Source organism: Rhodococcus sp. 2H158 (genome assembly GCF_053764755.1).
In genome coordinates, this window is record NZ_JBSNCE010000028.1 from 1 (window position 1) to 15,286 (window position 15,286).

The following is a 15,286-nucleotide window of genomic DNA, read 5'->3' on the forward strand; positions in this document are numbered from 1 at the left end:
CTGTTCGCGCTGTAGGACGCCGCCGACGACCTGGTCCGGCCGCTTCAGGATCGGCCGGTTCGGGTGGACCGCGAGACCCTCACCCTCGGCTACGCCGGCGTGTACTCCTCGTTCCTCCGCCACGCGGAGGCAGCGTCCGAGCGTTACGGCATCGACGTGCGCACCCTCCTGCTCGAGGTCGGGCGGCGCGCGCTCGTCGGCGGGCAGGAGGACATGATCGTCGACATCGCCCTCGACCTGCTGGGGGAACGTGCCGGCAGCCCGGCGTGACCTGGGATCCGCATACGCGCGGGGGCGGGTCTGTCACGAACGACAGACCCGCCCCGGTCGCTGCGCCGTCAGACGGCGTCGGTCCTCTTGGGTGTTCCCCAACTGCTGACGTCCACCACCGTTCCCGTCACGGTCGCGGAATCGTCACGGCACGCGAGATAGAGGTAGGCGCCCACGTAATCGTCGGGTTCCACCTCGATCTGCAGCGCGCCGTTGTCGCGCACCATCTGCCGGATCGGAATCGCATCGGCCACCGAGCGGTCGGCGAGCCCCATCGCGCCGGGCCCGCGCAGGTCGGTGGCCATGCCGCCGGGAGCGACCGCATTGACCCGAACCTCCGGGGCAAGTTCGTACGCCAGCTGCCGCACGAGTCCCACGCCGGCATGCTTGGACGAGACGTACAGCGGCCCACCGCCGCCCGGGAAGAAGGCCGCGTTGGACAGGGTGAAGATCATGCTGCCGCGGGAGGACTTCAGGTGCGGCACTGCGGCCTTCGCACCGAGCAGATAGCCCTTCACGTTGACGGAGAACAATTCGTCGAACCCGGTACCGAGTTCTTCCGGCGATGCGTCGAGCAGCGAACGACCGAAGTCCCAGACCCCGGCGTTACCGACGAAGGTGTCGAGAGCACCGAACTCGCGCACGGCGAGATCGGCTGCTTCCTTGTTGTCGGCGAACGAGGTGACGTCGCCCTCCAGGGTGCGCACGCTGGTCCCGAACGCCTCGCGCAGTGCGGTCAGCTTCGGCTCCGACCTGTCGAGCACGGTCACGCGACCGCCGTTCTCGACGAACCGTCTCACCAGGGCGCGGCCGAGTCCGGATCCGCCGCCGGTCACGAGAATCGACCTTCCGTCAAGCCGTCCCACTACGGGCTCCTTCCTTCAGTTCGTACGAGTCGGGAAGTCCGACGTGGATGTCGCCGCTCTCGGTACGGACCGGGTGCGTGCGGACCGCGGTCGTCGCGGGCGGACTCAGGGGCCGGCCGGTTCGGAGACAGAACTTCGCCATGTGGAGCGGGCATTCCACGACACAGTTCTCGATCCATCCGTCGGCGAGGGAGTACGTCTCGTGCGTGCACGTGTCGTCGACGCAGAAGTACTCCCCGTTCGACCTGAACACCGACACCGGCGGACGCGAGTCGAGCCGCACCGCGTCGTCGTCGTCGAGGTCGCCGACCGCGCAGACACGAACCCACCGCGTGTTCTCACTGGATGATTCAGCCGTCATCGTCGGATACCTCACAGGAAGATGCTGATGCTGGGGGCGAGGATCGTGGTCTGCTCGAGGACGATCCGGCGCTCGCGGATCTTGAAGGGCAGGGCGCCGCTGTGGTGGCGCAGCACATCGAAGCGCTCACCGACGAACCAGTCCTGGTGCCGCTCGAGCCGGCTGCGGTAGACCCAGAAGTTGCACACCACGTCGAGATCGCCGTCCTCGCGGTGCGCGACACGGACATTGGTCAGCAACCGCCGGGTGCGCGACGGTGGCTCCTCCGACCACGACAGGCCCGAGGTCAGCCGCCGGACCCTGCCCCGCAGAAAGGGGAAGTCGTCGTCGATGAACGCGCCCTCGTCCGGGCCGGAGATCTCGGCGTCGCGTTCCCGGAACGTGCGGGTCATGCGGGTGGGCGCCCAGTAGTGCACGTCCTCCCCGAAGAACTCGAGCCATTCGTGGTAACGGTGGTTGTCGAGGTGTTCCGCCTCGGCATACAAAAATTGCTCGACCGCGTGCTGCAGATGCACGTCGGCGCGCTGGACGGCCGCGGGCAGCCCGTCGGCGCTGCGGGTTTCGGTGGTCATCGGCTCTCTCCTGTGTGTTCGGAGCGCTTGGCCTCGTCGGCCCGGCGGAGGATCTCGTCCCACGGCAGGCCGTCGACGAGATCCAGCCACCGCCCGTAGAACCCGCGGGCGGCGGTTTCGCTATAGACATCGTTGGACAGGCCGGGAAGACCGTGACTGTCTCGTTCCTCGAATCCCATCCCCATCTGGACGTTGAACTCGGTGCTGCGCGACTTCCAGCCTCGCAACACCTGCTGAACCTCGGTCCAGTTCTCACCGTCATCGGTCTCGAAGACCCCGGCCGGGCTGAAGGACCGCTGGGTGCCCCGCCGCATCCCCTCCTTGGCCTCCGGCGACGCGTCCTTCGGGACGAACGTCCATGCCCACACTTCGATCTGTCCGGGACCGCGCGGATGCCACACGCGCATCGTGTTCACAGGTCCGAGCCAGGAGAAGTTCGGGAAGATCAGATTGTGCCCCGAGACCTTGACGGCGCGGTCGGCTCCGACCCGCCGGAAGACTTCGTCGCGATGTGCGGTCTGCCAGGCGCTGTACTCGGGACCTGCGTGCAGGTCGGGCCCGAACTCGGGGAGCCAGAAGCTCCCCGATCCGTGGCCGTCGCCGGCGAACTGCCGGCCCGGCGCGTCGGGCGGTGGGTTGAGCAGACCGTGGAAGGCAGGATCCTCGTGCAGGGCCAGCATCGCCGACGAATGCGAGATCGCCGCGTGATACATGTCGCTGGCGAACTGCTCCGCCGGCAGCTTCCAGTTGCAGTCGATGACCCACTTCGCGGCGCCCTTGACGAACTCGACACCGTTGTCCCATCGATCGATGGTCGCGTCGAAGTAGTACGCCATCTCGCCCAGATACTCGACGAAGTCCGGCACGTCCTCCGACCAGGTGCCGAAGTGGAACCCCCGGTAGCTCGCGATGCGGGGGACCTTCGTGGCGCCCCAGGAGGACTTGTCGATCCGGTCACGGTATCCGCGTTGCTGCTGCGGCACGTTGATCAGGTTGCCCTCGAGGTCGTACGACCAGCCGTGGTAGGTGCACGTGAACGCGCGACTCGTGCCCTCGTCCGATCGGCAGATGCGCATTCCCCGATGCCGGCACTGATTGAGGAACGCCTTCACCGAGCCGTCTCGCTGGCGCACGACCAGAACCGGATCCTCACCCATGTACGTCTGGACGAACGACCCGGGTTTCGGCAACTGACTGTCGTGCGCGAGGAAGAGCCAGGTGCGGCCGAACACCCGCTCGAGCTCCAGTTCGTAGATGCCCGGGTCGGTGTAGATGGTGGGGTTGAGCCGGCCGCCGGCGGGATCGACCAGCGCATGGATGTCACTCATCGTCGGCCCCCACTGCCACGGCGCTGGGGACGTCGGCAAGGACCTGATGGCCCCACGTGCTGGCCGAACGGTAGTGGCCGACCGTCCACGAGTCGTCGTCCACGAGTCTGCCGTTCCATCCGTACTCGATCGCGAACCCGGACGGTGTGGCCAGATAGAACGAGGTCATCTCGTCGTTGGTGTGTTCCCCGAGGGCGCGGACGACCTGCCCTGGCGTCTCCATCGCCAGATCGAGTGCACGGCCGACGGAGTCGAGGCGGCTGAGCTCGAGCATCACATGGCCGATCCCCGGTTCGAAGCCCGGGAGGGCGGCGAGCGCCACCGTGTGGTGACGCGGATTGCAGTGCAGGAAGACTGCATTGGTCGGGCCGAAGGCGATGGTGTCGCTGGGGCGGAAGCCCAGCATCGACTGGTAGAACTCGGCGGATCGCTGCGCGTCGGATGCGAAGAGGAACACATGCCCGAGGCCGAGATCGCCGGTGACGAAGTCGATTCCCCGCGGCGACACGAAGGGAGTGTGGTCGTGCGGATGGCCGAACACGACCTCGATCGGATTGCCGTCGGGATCCGCGAAGGCGATGAGCCGCTGCACATTCCGTGCACGTGCCAGATCGACGTCCTCCGAGACCGGGACCGAGTTCTCGTCCAGTCGGCGCACCAGCGCGTCGAGGTCCGCACTGGTCCGCGTCTCGAACCCGAGGGCGATCAGGGCGTCCGCCCCGGGGGGACCGTCCTCGACCGTCAGCCGGTACTCACGCTCGTCGAACCGGAATCGGGCCTCAGTGGGGTCGTCGGACGGTACGAGTTGGGCTCCGACGATGCGGGTGCCGAACTCCCTCCACTCGTCGACGGGGCCGCGCACCCGCAGGTATACAAGAGCCTTCACAGTGCTCACGGGATTTCCTTTCGTTGACATCTCAGATCCGACCGCGCAGGAACAGCGTGCTGAGCTGGACGAACCGATCGGCCTGTTCGATCTGCGCCCAATGACCGCAGTGCGGCATGACATGCAGGCGCGCGTTGGGGATTCGCCGGGCGAGCCATTCGCTGCTCTCGGCGGGGACCACCGAGTCCTCGCGGCCGTGGACCAGCAGGACATCATTGCGGATCCGCCGCAGCGATGTCTCCGGGACACGTAGGCCCGGAAGCCCGGGACCGGATTGCGGAAGCCCGAAGGTGAGGAGATGGGATCGGCGCACGTCCGGACGCAGCGCCGTCTCGAGCCGATCCCGGGCGATGGCATCGATCTCGTCGCCGAACAGGTCCGGATCGTGGAGCATGTACGAAATCAGCTGCTTCATGCTCTCGAGCGTGGGGTCGTTGTAGAACTCGATGAGCTTGAGCAATTCCCCGGTCGGGGCGGTGTTGCCGCCGCCACCGGCTCCCATTCCGATGACCTTCCCGATCCGGTCCGGGGCGACGGTCAGCATGTTCAGGGCGACGACCCCACCCAGCGAGTTCCCCACGAGGTGCACGCTGTCGAGGCCGAGGGCGTCGACCAGCGCCAGGTTGCTCAGTACGAGCTGCCGGACACGTCCGCTCGGGGGGAGCTCGGCCGGGTGACTCGAGTCGCCCCAGCCGACCTGGTCGATCACAAGACAGTCGTAGTCGTCCGCGAAGGCGGAAACGGTCGCGGCATAGTTCGACAAACCGGTGGCACCGGGCCCCGATCCGTGCAGGAACAGAATCGTCTCCCCGGTGCGCGGGCCGGCTCTGTTGAGCCGGATGCGGAAACCGCCGGCTTCGACGTCCGAAGTCTCCATTGTTGTCGTCATCGTCATCCTCTCTGCGTCCGGGTGTGCCCAGATTTCACCCCGGGCCGGAGCGGGCGGGGCCACGCCACGCCACGGGGCATTTGAAACGCCCCGGCCCGGGCGAATCTGGTTATGGAATAGATTCAGGTCGAGTCTGTTTCGGGATCACCCGGTGACGTCGATGTCGCGCCGGGTGTCCGGGCTCCTCAGCTCTCGGACCAGCCTGCGCAGGTCGGTACCGACGAACCGCAGTGTCTCGTCCGGAACTTCGATCCTGTTTTCCGCCAGAATTTTTGCCGATCGGACATCGCGCGGCTCGTCCAGGGCGGCTGCGGCGGCAACGCGCCCGTCGCGCACCCAGAAGGCCACGAATCCGGGTTCGGTGGTCGAGTCGCGGACAACCACGCGGTCGCCGGGCCGCCCGCGCCCGTACATCTGCAGCGTGTGCTGGTACTGGTGCGACCAGAAGTAGGGGATTTCGCGGTTGACGGTCGCGTTCCCCGCCATCGAGGCTCCGACGGCCGCACCGTGCCGGCGGGCCACGTCCCAGTGCTCGATCCGACCCCGGTGACCGAGGTGCGGGTTGACGTGCGCGGCGATGTCTCCGGCCGCCCAGATCCACGGGTCGCTGCTGCGGCCCAGGTCGTCGACGGTGATGCCGTCGGCGCAGGCTACTCCCGCCTGTCTCGCGAGCCCGTCGTTGGGGACGACACCGCATCCGACGACGACGGTTGCCGCGTCGAGACGTTCGCCGGTCGACAGCCGCACCGACTCCACTGCGCGCGAGCCCGCGAACGCGTCGACCGTACGGCGCGTCAGGATGCGCACTCCTCGTTCCGTGTGCAGCCGGCAGATGCGCCGGGCGATCTCCGGGCCGACGGCCGCCAGGAGGGGTAGCTCGCCGAGTTCGACGACGGTGACGTCGATTCCGCGGTCCACCGCGGCCGCAGCGACCTCGAGACCGACGAACCCTCCGCCCACGACGACGAGCGGCCCACCCGCCCTCAGCCGGGAGGACAAGGCCGCGGCGTCGGCCGCATCCCGCAGCGTGAGGATGTTTCCGAGGGCGGCCCCGGGAACGTCCAACCGCCGTGCCGCCACGCCGGTGGTGAGCAGCACCCGGTCCGCGACAAGCTCTTCCCCGTCGGATGTTTCGATGCGCCGGTCCGACGGTCGAAGCCGGCGCACTCCGACACCGAGGCGCAACTCGATGTCCAGGCGCCGGTACTCCGTCTCGGCCACTATCTCCCGCAGTGTCCGATCGGAGAGGTACTCCTTCGACAGTGGCGGGCGTTCGTAGGGTGTGTGAGGGTCGGCGTCGACGACGGTGATTCGACCGGCGAATCCGTTGTCTCTCATCGCCGACGCCGCGGCCAGGCCGGCGGCGCCGGCGCCGACGACGACGTGGTGCTCATTACGGGTCAAGGTGCCATCTCCTTCACGGAGCGGTTGGGAGGTGCCCCACTCCGCAGGCATGTTGTACGGATCACAGTAGGTTCGCGCGGACACCGCCGTCCATCGACTGTTCCGTGCGCCGGAACTCCAACCGGACGATCCCGTGAAGTGTGATGCCGCTTAGCATTTCTCTCATCTGCGGACCCGAATCGGCACGGCGAATCCGCCGGAGCACGGCCGTGGTCGAGCGTATGCTCACCGCCATGCCTGTCGAACGATCCGGGCGCGCTCAGTACACCGACATCCTGACTGCTCTTCGCGACATCGTCGCGGCCGACAGTGCCGACGACGTGGTGCGGGCGGCACTCACCTCGGCGCGCGCCACCGCGCGTGCCGACGCGGCGTTCTGGATGGACGCCCGCGAGGACGGTCTCCACATGGTGGCCGGGTCGGGTCTGAGTCAGCCCGAAGTCCATGCCCTGAGCCACATACCGCCCGACCGGGGGCTCGGAGGCGAGGTGCTGCGCAGCGGCGGACCGGTGTCGACACCCGACTACAGCGCGGACCCCCGGGCGATCCCCCGGATGCGGCAGCTGCTGGAACGAGAAGGACTGGTCTCGGCGGCGGCGGTGCCGGTGAGCGGAGCCGCACACGTCGACTCGGTGCTGTATGTGGTGTCGCGCGCACGCCGCCCTGTCGAGTCGGAGGAGCTGCGCGCGCTGGCCGGTCTCGCGTCGATGGCCGGGGAGCTGCGCGAGCGGGCCGTGGAACGAGCACGCGCCGCGCAGTACATGCGGACGCTCGAGGACGACCGCGAGCGGTCCCGCGCCGAGCGGGAGCTTTACCTGGCCACGGCCGAATCGATGCTCTCCGGTGCCGGCCTCGACCACTGTCTCGAACTCGCAGGCGACGCGTGGGGCGCATCGGTGCACCTCGAGGGGCCGAACGGCCGCCCGCCGCAGCCGGGCAACCCGACCGTCGACCGAAGCCGCACGACGGGGTGCGTGCGGCAGTTCCGCGTCCCCGGAACGGACAACGCAATGTTGACCCTGCGTGGGGCCGCCACCGGGGACGACTCGGTGCGCGTGCTGGCGGCTCTCGTCGGGATGGACCTCGCGCGGCACCGTGCCGCCCTCGAAACCGAGATCCGCCTCACCGATCACTTGGTGCGGAGCCTGCTGGACGGGTCGAAGGACGAGCTGCGCCGGCTGTGGCATCGGGCTCTGCTGGTCGGGCTCGATCTCGGCGTCCCTCGAGCGGTCGTCGCTGTGGGAGGTGACCGACACGTGGATCGGGCACTGCTCGACACCCTGGGTCGGCGGGTGCGGTCTCGGGTCCCCGACGCGCAGCTGACCACGTTCGAGGGCGACGCGTTCGTGCTGTGGCCCGTGCGCGGCGACGCGGAATCAACCGTCCTCGCAACGCACCTCGCTGCGATCGTCGAGGAGTGCCGTCCACACGTGCTCGGCGCCGGCATCGGTCCGGTCTGTCGCCGGGCCGAGGACTATCCCGCGGCCGTGCGCGAGGCCCGCTTCGCGCTGCGCGTCGGTGTCCACGGACGACGCGAACGCGCCGTCGTCACCGTCGAGTCTCTCGGAATGTACCGCCTCTTCGCGCACGTCGGCGGGGTCGACGCGCTGGCGGCCGCGGCGGAGGAATCGTTGGCTCCGGTGCTCCGCGCCGACACCCGCGACGGCTCCGACCTGCTGCACACACTGCAGACGTATCTGGAGAAGGACCGGCGAGCGGCGGAAACGGCCCGTGCACTGCACGTGCACGTCAACACATTGCGCTACCGCATCGAACGCGTCTGCAAGCTGCTCCGCGTCGATCTCGACGACCCGGATGCTCGCTTCTTCCTGCTGCTGGCCCTGCGGTTGAGCACCGTCGTGGGGCGCCGGGACGGCCGCTGACGCGGGCCGCGCGACCGCGCTCCTACGGGCCGGCGCCGCGGTCGGCGCCCTGGGCGACGATGTCGGCGCGCAACATCCGGTAGAGGGCGCCGATCTTGCGTTCGAGGTACGCCGCGTCCCCCCCGGACTCGATGACGGCGCCGCGCACGAAGGTCACGCTGGTCAGAGCGAGTTCGACCGCGAGCGCGCGCGGGTCCACCACACCGGCCTCTTGCGCGAACGGCTCGATGACGTCCACCAGCTGGTCGCGGGCATAGCCGGTGGCCTTCGCCACCACAGCGGCGAGTTCCGGGTCGGCCGCCCCGTGCCACACGATGTCCGCCTCGAGCTGGAAGTACGAGATGTGTTCGGCGATGGTTGCGGCCGCGGCCGACCAGTACGCGCGCATCGCCTCCTCGGTGGATCCGGAAATATCCACCGCTCGAGGAAGATTGGCGAAGAACTTCCGGCTTCCCCGCTCGATCACCGCGGCGAGCAGGCCGGACTTGCTCTTGAAGTGGTGATAGATCGATCCGACGGGAAGCCCCGATGCACGCCGGATGTCCGCGATGGAGGTCCGGTGGTAGCCCTGAGCCGCCATCAATTCCTCCGCGACGTTCATCAGGTGGTCGCGACTGTTCTGTGAAATTGCCTCCGCGCCGGCCATGGATCCGGTCCCCGCCTCCCTCGACTCGTCTAGGCAGATACGTAACGCGCCCCGAGCGACCGGCCGATCGCGGCCGACGCCTCCCGCAACGGCGAGACGAGTTGCTCTCCGGTGCCGTACCCGCTCGGAAACGCCACGGAGATCGCCGCGACCGCGTCGCCGCCCACCAGGACGGGAACCCCCACGCACGCCAGGCCTTTCGCAGATTCCTCGCGATCGAGCGCGTACCCGGAGATGCGGACGCGCTCGAGACACGTGCGCAGGTCGTCCGGACGCACGATCGTGCTGGGTGTGCGCGGGACGAGGACGGGAGATCGCGACGGCGCGGGGCCGATGGGTGTGTGTGCGAGCAGCGCCTTGCCGACCGCCGTGGCATGAGCCGGCAGCCTGCCACCCACCGAGGCCGGGGTCGATGTTGCACCACCGGTCATCTTCGCCAGATAGACCACGTCGTTGCCGCGCAGGACTGCAAGGTTCACGGTCTGCCTGGTGGCCCGGTGAATTCGTTCGAGGAACGGCAGCGCAGCGTCACGGAGTTCGAGCTCGGCGGAGCAGAGTCCCACCGAGAACAACCGCAGTCCCACCTGATACCGGTCGTCGATACGCTCGACGGCGCCCACCTCCTGCAGCATCGCGAGGAGACGGTGCGTCGTGGACTTGGGCAACCCGCTTCCGCGCGCGAGTTCGCTCAGCGTCATGGACCGTCGGGACTGAGTGAATACACCCAGGATCTCGAATGCCCGCCCGAGCAACGATGCGGTAGCCGCACGATCGTCCGGCGCCGAAACACTGCGGCATTCCAGTCCGGGACGAGGATCTCCTGCCATAACGCCTCCAAGCTGGCTAGAACGATCGTTCCAATGAGGCTATCCACCGACCGGCACCCTGTCAACGAATCACGCCCGCCGCACCGCCGGCGCCCCTCGGGGGCCGCGTCCACGCGCCCGCCGCCTCGAGTCGATGCCCACAACACCCGGCCCGATCGCTGGACGAGTCATCCATTGAGCACCGATCCGGGTCCGGCCACAGTCGAAGCCATGACATCCGAATCCCCCTCTCCCCCGGACCCGACCTCGGCGCCACGAATTCAGGTTGTGGTCGTCGGCGCCGGCCCCGTCGGACTCGTGGCGGCCCTCGCCGCGCACTCACACGGCCTCCGGACGACAATCCTCGAGGCTGAGGACAGCAACCGGCTCCGACCCGGAAGCCGCGCGACCTACCTCTACCGCGAGACGCTGGACCAGCTCGACGCCTTCTCCCCCGGCCTGGGCGCGCGGCTCGCCCGCGAGGGCGTGACCTGGCCGCGTATCCGTTCGACGTACCACGGCCGCACCGTGTACGAACGGACCTTTCCGCGCGCGCCCCACGGCGCGTTCGGCGCCAGCCTCTCGCAGCGGCTGCAGGAGCGGGCGATGCTCGAACACGTCGAGAAGGCCGGGATTCCGATCCGGTGGAGCAGCCGGGTCGGCAGCCTGTCGTCCACCGAGAACGGGGTCACCGTCCACCTCGTGGACGGCAGCACGATCGACGCGGACTACGTCGTAGCCGCCGACGGTGCGCACTCCGCGGTACGCACGTCGCTGGGAATCGACATGGAGGGTCCGCGGTCCGACGCGTCCTTCGTCATCGTGGACGTCGACGAGGTTGCCGACGACCCGCTGCCCCTCGTGCGGGAGTTCCACTACCGGCACCCGGCGGTCGAAGGACGCAACGTCCTCGTCCTGCCCTTCCAGGGCGGGTGGCGTCTCGACCTCCAGGCACGCCGAGACGACGACGTCGAGGCCCTCCAGTCGGCCGACGGCGCCGCCGCCTGGGTCGCGGCCATCCTCGGCGAACGCTACCGCGATCGCATCGCGTGGGTCTCGCGCTATCGATTCCACCGCGCGGTCGCCGCTCGATTCACGGACCCGCACAACCGGGTGTTCCTCGCGGGTGAAGCGGCGCACCTGTTCGCACCGTTCGGCGGCGGACGCGGATTGAACTCCGGAGTGCGCGACGCGCAGGCCGCGATCGAGGCGTTCGCCGCCGCAGCTCGCGACGGTGGGGACGCCGCCGCCCGGGAACAGGTCGGCGCGGCGGGCGAGACACGCCGCCGTGCAGGGCATTTCAACGCCGATGCCGCCGGTGGCGCGCTCGCCCAGATGGAGGCGAACACCGTGTTCGACCGTGCCGCACAATGGGGTGCGGCGTTCGCCGCGCGCTGGTGGAGCCGGCCGGGAATGTGGCTGGACAGCCGGGTGACGTCCGGTTCCGCCGCGCGCTTCTCGCCGTCCACTCGATTCTGACCATCACCGCACGCCGAGGACCATCATGATCGATCAACCTCATCCCAGCCCCGGCACCTCGAACACCAGCCTTTGGGACGTGTTCGCCCGCCGCGCCGCCGCCCACCCCGATCGCGAGGCCGTCGTGCACGGTTCGTTCCGCTGCACCTACGGCGAACTGCGGGATCAGGCCGAACGCACCGCCGCCGGTCTCGAAGCCCTAGGGGTGCGCCCCGGCGACCGGGTCGGCATGCTCTCGTACCCGCGTCCCGAAGTCGTCGCCGTCTATCTCGCGTGCGCCCGGTTGGGCGCCATCTTCCTCGGGATCGGGACGCGGGTGAACGAGAAGGAACTGGACTATATCCTCACGGACGCCACGCCCTCCGTCCTTGTCACCGTGGAACGATTCGAGGGCACGCAATTCGGTGCCCTCGTCGATCGGGCCGCGGAATGCCACGCCATTCACGCCGTCGTTCATCTCGGTGACGAGCCGGGCGGGCCAGTGCCCTTCGAGGCGGTTCCCGCACGATCCGTCGCGCGGCCCGTCGATCCCGACGCCCCGCTGTCCATCGTCTACACGTCCGGGACGACGGGGGACCCGAAGGGCGCCGTCGTGACCCATCGCGGCATCCTCACCTTCTCCGCGCTCCTGCGCCACACTCCCGTCGAGGCGCCACGCATCCTGTCGCTCATGCCGATCGACCACATCGGTGGTCAGGGCAACGAAGTCGTGTCCGCCATTCTGTCCGGCGGCACCCTCGTCCAGCTGCCGCGCTTCGAGGCCGGCGCCGCCCTCGCCGCGATCGAGCAGGAGAAGGTCACCCTCTGGCAGGGAGTCATCCAAACCATGCTCAACAGGCTCATGGCACACGATCGGTTCGAGACCGCGGACCTCGGCTCGCTCGAGCGATTGTGGTGGGTCGGACCGTTGCCGGTGAGCCTGGCGGAACGGCTCGCCGCCCGGATCCCCGTCGTCGGCGCCTCCTACGGCATGACGGAAGTCGGGTGCATCACCATGACCGATCGCGACATCACCCCTGCAGAGGCGACCCGCACCGTCGGCAAGCCGCTCGACGACATCGAAATCCGGATCGAACCGATCCCGGGGCACCGCCCCGGCGAACCCGGCGAGATCCTCGTACGACGCAACCCGTTGATGCAAGGGTATTGGGGAAAGCCCGACAAGACCGCCGAAGCGATCACGCCGACGGGATGGCTCCGCACCGGCGATCTCGGGTACTTCGAGGACTCGGGAAACCTTGTCCTGGCCGGTCGTTCGAAACTGCTCATCCGCTCGGGCGGCTACAACATCTCACCGATGGAGATCGAGCAGGCCGTCGAGAACCACCCCGGCATCCAGCTCGCCGCCGTGGCCGCCGTGCCGGATCCCGACTTCGGCGAGGCCGCCCACATGCTTGCGGTCCCGGCACGCGGGCACGCCCCGACCGAGGAAGAGGTGAAGAAGTTCCTTCGCGAGCGTCTCAGCTCGTACAAGATCCCCAAGAGCGTGCGGTTCTGCGACCAACTCCCGTTCCTGGCCAACTCCAAGCTCGACCGCCGGGGCGTGCAACAGATGCTCGACCCGAGATCCGACAGCCCCGCGCCCGTCCCGTCCCAGGAGGAACGATGATCGTCTTCGGCAGCACCGCCGATCTCACCCAGCACGTCGGCACACATCTGGGCTCCAGTCCGTGGGTGACGCTGGACCACCAGCACATCCGCGGATTCGGTGAGGCCACACACGACTTCAACTGGATCCACTTCGACACCGAGCGCGCCGCGGCGTCCCCGTTCGGATCGATCATCGCGCACGGCTACCACACGTTGGCGCTGATCGGCGGGCTCATCCAGCAGACCATCGATACGTCCTTCTGCGCCCTCGGACTCAACTACGGCCTCAACAGAGTTCGTTTTCCGGCCGCGGTTCCGGTCGACTCACGGGTACGGCTGGACCTGCACCTGGCCGAGACCGTGCCGTTCGACGGCGGCGTCGACGCCGTCTACCGGTGCGTCATCGAGATCGAGGACGGCGACAAGCCCGCCTGCGTCGCCGAGGTGATCTTCCGCTACTACGACTGATACCCGCCGCCCGTCACCCCTGCCTTCGGAGAACCAATGCCTGTCTTTCACGACGGTCTCGCCGAGACCGCTCCTCCTCGTGGCCCGGTCGTCGAAACCGACGTCGTCATCGTCGGGTCCGGCCCCGCCGGCGCCTCCGCCGCACTGTTCCTGTCCACGCTCGGCATCGACAACATCATGATCACCAAGTACCGGTGGACCGCCAACACGCCACGCGCTCACATCACCAATCAGCGGACGATGGAGATCTTCCGCGACGTGGGCATCGAGCAGCAGGTCCTTGCGGAGGCGTCCCCCCACGCCATCATGGGTGACACCGTGTTCTGCACCGCCCTGGCGGGCGAGGAACTCGGGCGGATCCTGGCGTGGGGAACCCACCCCGCCCGCGAGGCCGACTACGTGCTCGCCTCGCCGTCCCTCAACTGCGACATTCCCCAGACGCATCTCGAACCGATCCTCGTGAAGAACGCCACGGTCCGCGGTACACAGACGCGGTTCTCGACCGAATACCTCTCGCATTCCGAGGACGCCAGCGGGGTCACCGTCCGTGTTCTCGATCGGCTCGACGGCCGCGAATTCGACATCCGGGCCAAGTATCTGATCGGGGCGGACGGCGCCCGCTCCACGATCGCAGCCTCCCTCGACCTGCCGTTCGAGGGCCGGATGGACATTGCCGGTTCGATGAACATCACGTTCCGTGCCGACCTCACCGACCTCGTCGCGCACCGCCCCTCGGTGCTGTACTGGGTGGTACAGCCCGGCTCGGACGTCGGTGGCATCGGCGCCGGACTCGTCCGCATGGTGCGCCCGTGGAACGAGTGGCTCGCGGTGTGGGGCTACGACATCGAGCTGCCGCCACCGGAGATGAACGACGATCACGCCCGGGAGATCGTCCGCACCATGATCGGTCGCGACGACCTCGACGTGGAGATCACGGGCTACTCGCTGTGGGGCAACAACGAGATGTACGCCACGCACATGCAGTCGCATCGGGTCTTCATCGCCGGCGACGCGGCCCACCGTCACCCACCGAGCAACGGCCTCGGCTCCAACACCTCCATCCAGGACTCCTACAACCTCGCCTGGAAGATTGCCGCCGTGCTGGAAGGACGCGCCGGTCCGGGACTCCTCGAGACCTACTCGGTCGAACGTGTCCCTGTCGCCGAGCAGATCGTCAGGCGGGCCAACAAGTCCAGTCGGGAGTTCGTGGGAATCTTCGAAGCCCTCGGCACAACTCGGGCGACGACGGTCGAACACATGCAGGCCGAACTCGCCGAGCTCCGGGCCGACACACCCGAAGGTGCCACCAAGCGGCAGGCGCTCGCGGCGGCGATGGAGCTCAAGAACTACGAATTCAACGCCCTCGGCGTCGAGCTGGGGCAGAACTACGCCGGCTCCACCGCGGTGGCCGGGGACGGGAGCGCCCTGCCCGCCCCCGCGCGGGATCCGGAACTCTACTACGAGCCGCACACGTATCCTGGTGTGCGCCTGCCGCATTGCTGGGTGGGCAATTCGACGAGCAAGATGTCCACTCACGATCTGGCGAAGTACACGCAGTTCACTCTCTTCACCGGCAAGACCGGCCGGGCGTGGGCCGGCGCGGCGGCGAAGGTCTCGGAGGAACTCGGCGTCGACGTGGTCCCGATCGTGATCGGAGCCGGCGAGCAGGTACAGGACCTGTACTTCGACTGGAACACGCTGCGGGAGGTGGCGGAGGACGGTGCGGTCCTGGTCCGGCCGGACACCCACATCGGCTGGCGCGCACACCGCATGGCGGACGACCCGGTGACCGCACTGCGCGACGCCATGCTCCGCATCCTGCACCGGCAGGCGTGACC

At 68.3% G+C, this 15,286-nt stretch carries 14 protein-coding genes and 1 pseudogene; 6 read left to right on the forward strand and 9 right to left on the reverse strand.

Annotation, left to right across the window (positions count from 1 at the left end; genetic code table 11):
- Positions 1–15 precede the first annotated feature (15 nt).
- A pseudogene (locus tag ACWPOB_RS23135) lies at positions 16–270 on the forward strand (4-hydroxy-2-oxovalerate aldolase); the annotation flags it as partial.
- A 68-nt stretch (positions 271–338) separates the two neighbouring features.
- On the opposite strand, the gene hcaB reads toward ACWPOB_RS23135, so the two are convergent.
- From hcaB to ACWPOB_RS23170, 7 genes are all read right to left on the reverse strand, one after another.
- Entirely contained in the window at positions 339–1,136 is a 798-nt protein-coding gene (gene hcaB, locus ACWPOB_RS23140) for a 3-(cis-5,6-dihydroxycyclohexa-1,3-dien-1-yl)propanoate dehydrogenase (RefSeq protein WP_455402243.1), read from the reverse strand.
- Entirely contained in the window at positions 1,123–1,497 is a 375-nt protein-coding gene (locus tag ACWPOB_RS23145) for a bifunctional 3-phenylpropionate/cinnamic acid dioxygenase ferredoxin subunit (protein ID WP_100055204.1), read from the reverse strand. Before ACWPOB_RS23145 ends, hcaB begins: the two co-directional genes overlap by 14 nt.
- A gap of 11 nt (positions 1,498–1,508) precedes the next feature.
- Complete coding sequence (locus tag ACWPOB_RS23150; RefSeq protein WP_072634834.1) at positions 1,509–2,069, reverse strand: aromatic-ring-hydroxylating dioxygenase subunit beta; 561 nt, start codon at positions 2,067–2,069, stop codon at positions 1,509–1,511.
- Entirely contained in the window at positions 2,066–3,397 is a 1,332-nt protein-coding gene (locus tag ACWPOB_RS23155) for an aromatic ring-hydroxylating oxygenase subunit alpha (RefSeq protein WP_100055203.1), read from the reverse strand. The genes ACWPOB_RS23150 and ACWPOB_RS23155 overlap by 4 nt, the downstream gene beginning before the upstream one ends.
- Positions 3,390–4,292, reverse strand: coding sequence for a VOC family protein (locus ACWPOB_RS23160; RefSeq protein ID WP_455402244.1), 903 nt, complete (start codon positions 4,290–4,292; stop codon positions 3,390–3,392). The genes ACWPOB_RS23155 and ACWPOB_RS23160 overlap by 8 nt, the downstream gene beginning before the upstream one ends.
- Positions 4,293–4,314: 22 nt before the next feature.
- Positions 4,315–5,172: an alpha/beta fold hydrolase gene (locus tag ACWPOB_RS23165; RefSeq protein ID WP_044475720.1), complete on the reverse strand. Its 858-nt coding sequence runs from the start codon at positions 5,170–5,172 to the stop codon at positions 4,315–4,317.
- A gap of 144 nt (positions 5,173–5,316) precedes the next feature.
- On the reverse strand, positions 5,317–6,576 hold the full coding sequence (locus ACWPOB_RS23170; RefSeq protein ID WP_455402245.1) for an NAD(P)/FAD-dependent oxidoreductase: 1,260 nt from the start codon (positions 6,574–6,576) through the stop codon (positions 5,317–5,319).
- A 233-nt stretch (positions 6,577–6,809) separates the two neighbouring features.
- Here ACWPOB_RS23170 and ACWPOB_RS23175 point away from each other — a divergent pair, with 233 nt between their 5' ends.
- The gene (locus ACWPOB_RS23175) at positions 6,810–8,459 is read left to right on the forward strand and encodes a helix-turn-helix domain-containing protein (RefSeq protein ID WP_455402246.1); all 1,650 of its coding nucleotides are present in this window, start codon (positions 6,810–6,812) and stop codon (positions 8,457–8,459) included.
- Between the two features lie 22 nt (positions 8,460–8,481).
- Here ACWPOB_RS23175 and ACWPOB_RS23180 read toward each other — a convergent pair whose 3' ends face one another.
- Both ACWPOB_RS23180 and ACWPOB_RS23185 read right to left on the reverse strand, forming a co-directional pair.
- Positions 8,482–9,105 (reverse strand): TetR/AcrR family transcriptional regulator, encoded by a 624-nt coding sequence (locus ACWPOB_RS23180; protein ID WP_455402247.1) that lies wholly within the window; start codon positions 9,103–9,105, stop codon positions 8,482–8,484.
- Positions 9,106–9,134: 29 nt separating this feature from the next.
- Positions 9,135–9,932 carry an IclR family transcriptional regulator gene (locus ACWPOB_RS23185; protein ID WP_455402248.1) on the reverse strand — a complete coding sequence of 266 codons (798 nt, stop codon included), beginning with the start codon at positions 9,930–9,932 and terminating at the stop codon, positions 9,135–9,137.
- A 210-nt stretch (positions 9,933–10,142) separates the two neighbouring features.
- On the opposite strand from ACWPOB_RS23185, the gene ACWPOB_RS23190 reads away from it, so the two are divergent.
- Genes ACWPOB_RS23190 through ACWPOB_RS23205 form a run of 4 tightly spaced genes read left to right on the forward strand, consistent with a single transcriptional unit; the run spans position 10,143 to position 15,284 of the window.
- Positions 10,143–11,390: an FAD-dependent oxidoreductase gene (locus tag ACWPOB_RS23190; RefSeq protein WP_455402249.1), complete on the forward strand. Its 1,248-nt coding sequence runs from the start codon at positions 10,143–10,145 to the stop codon at positions 11,388–11,390.
- A gap of 25 nt (positions 11,391–11,415) precedes the next feature.
- The gene (locus ACWPOB_RS23195; RefSeq protein WP_455402250.1) at positions 11,416–12,999 is read left to right on the forward strand and encodes a class I adenylate-forming enzyme family protein; all 1,584 of its coding nucleotides are present in this window, start codon (positions 11,416–11,418) and stop codon (positions 12,997–12,999) included.
- Positions 12,996–13,448 carry a MaoC family dehydratase gene (locus tag ACWPOB_RS23200; protein WP_006933084.1) on the forward strand — a complete coding sequence of 151 codons (453 nt, stop codon included), beginning with the start codon at positions 12,996–12,998 and terminating at the stop codon, positions 13,446–13,448. Before ACWPOB_RS23195 ends, ACWPOB_RS23200 begins: the two co-directional genes overlap by 4 nt.
- 36 nt (positions 13,449–13,484) lie before the next feature.
- Entirely contained in the window at positions 13,485–15,284 is a 1,800-nt protein-coding gene (locus ACWPOB_RS23205) for an FAD-dependent oxidoreductase (protein ID WP_455402251.1), read from the forward strand.
- Positions 15,285–15,286 lie beyond the last annotated feature (2 nt).

What these genes read in the sequence shown, in the direction of transcription:
- ACWPOB_RS23145 (WP_100055204.1), bottom strand. Translation starts at nt 1,497, where the DNA reads ATGACGGCTGAATCATCCAGTGAGAACACGCGGTGGGTTCGTGTCTGC.
- ACWPOB_RS23150 (WP_072634834.1), bottom strand. Translation starts at nt 2,069, where the DNA reads ATGACCACCGAAACCCGCAGCGCCGACGGGCTGCCCGCGGCCGTCCAG.
- ACWPOB_RS23155 (WP_100055203.1), bottom strand. Translation starts at nt 3,397, where the DNA reads ATGAGTGACATCCATGCGCTGGTCGATCCCGCCGGCGGCCGGCTCAAC.
- ACWPOB_RS23165 (WP_044475720.1), bottom strand. Translation starts at nt 5,172, where the DNA reads ATGACGACAACAATGGAGACTTCGGACGTCGAAGCCGGCGGTTTCCGC.
- ACWPOB_RS23175 (WP_455402246.1), top strand. Translation starts at nt 6,810, where the DNA reads ATGCCTGTCGAACGATCCGGGCGCGCTCAGTACACCGACATCCTGACT.
- ACWPOB_RS23180 (WP_455402247.1), bottom strand. Translation starts at nt 9,105, where the DNA reads ATGGCCGGCGCGGAGGCAATTTCACAGAACAGTCGCGACCACCTGATG.
- ACWPOB_RS23185 (WP_455402248.1), bottom strand. Translation starts at nt 9,932, where the DNA reads ATGGCAGGAGATCCTCGTCCCGGACTGGAATGCCGCAGTGTTTCGGCG.
- ACWPOB_RS23190 (WP_455402249.1), top strand. Translation starts at nt 10,143, where the DNA reads ATGACATCCGAATCCCCCTCTCCCCCGGACCCGACCTCGGCGCCACGA.
- ACWPOB_RS23195 (WP_455402250.1), top strand. Translation starts at nt 11,416, where the DNA reads ATGATCGATCAACCTCATCCCAGCCCCGGCACCTCGAACACCAGCCTT.
- ACWPOB_RS23200 (WP_006933084.1), top strand. Translation starts at nt 12,996, where the DNA reads ATGATCGTCTTCGGCAGCACCGCCGATCTCACCCAGCACGTCGGCACA.
- ACWPOB_RS23205 (WP_455402251.1), top strand. Translation starts at nt 13,485, where the DNA reads ATGCCTGTCTTTCACGACGGTCTCGCCGAGACCGCTCCTCCTCGTGGC.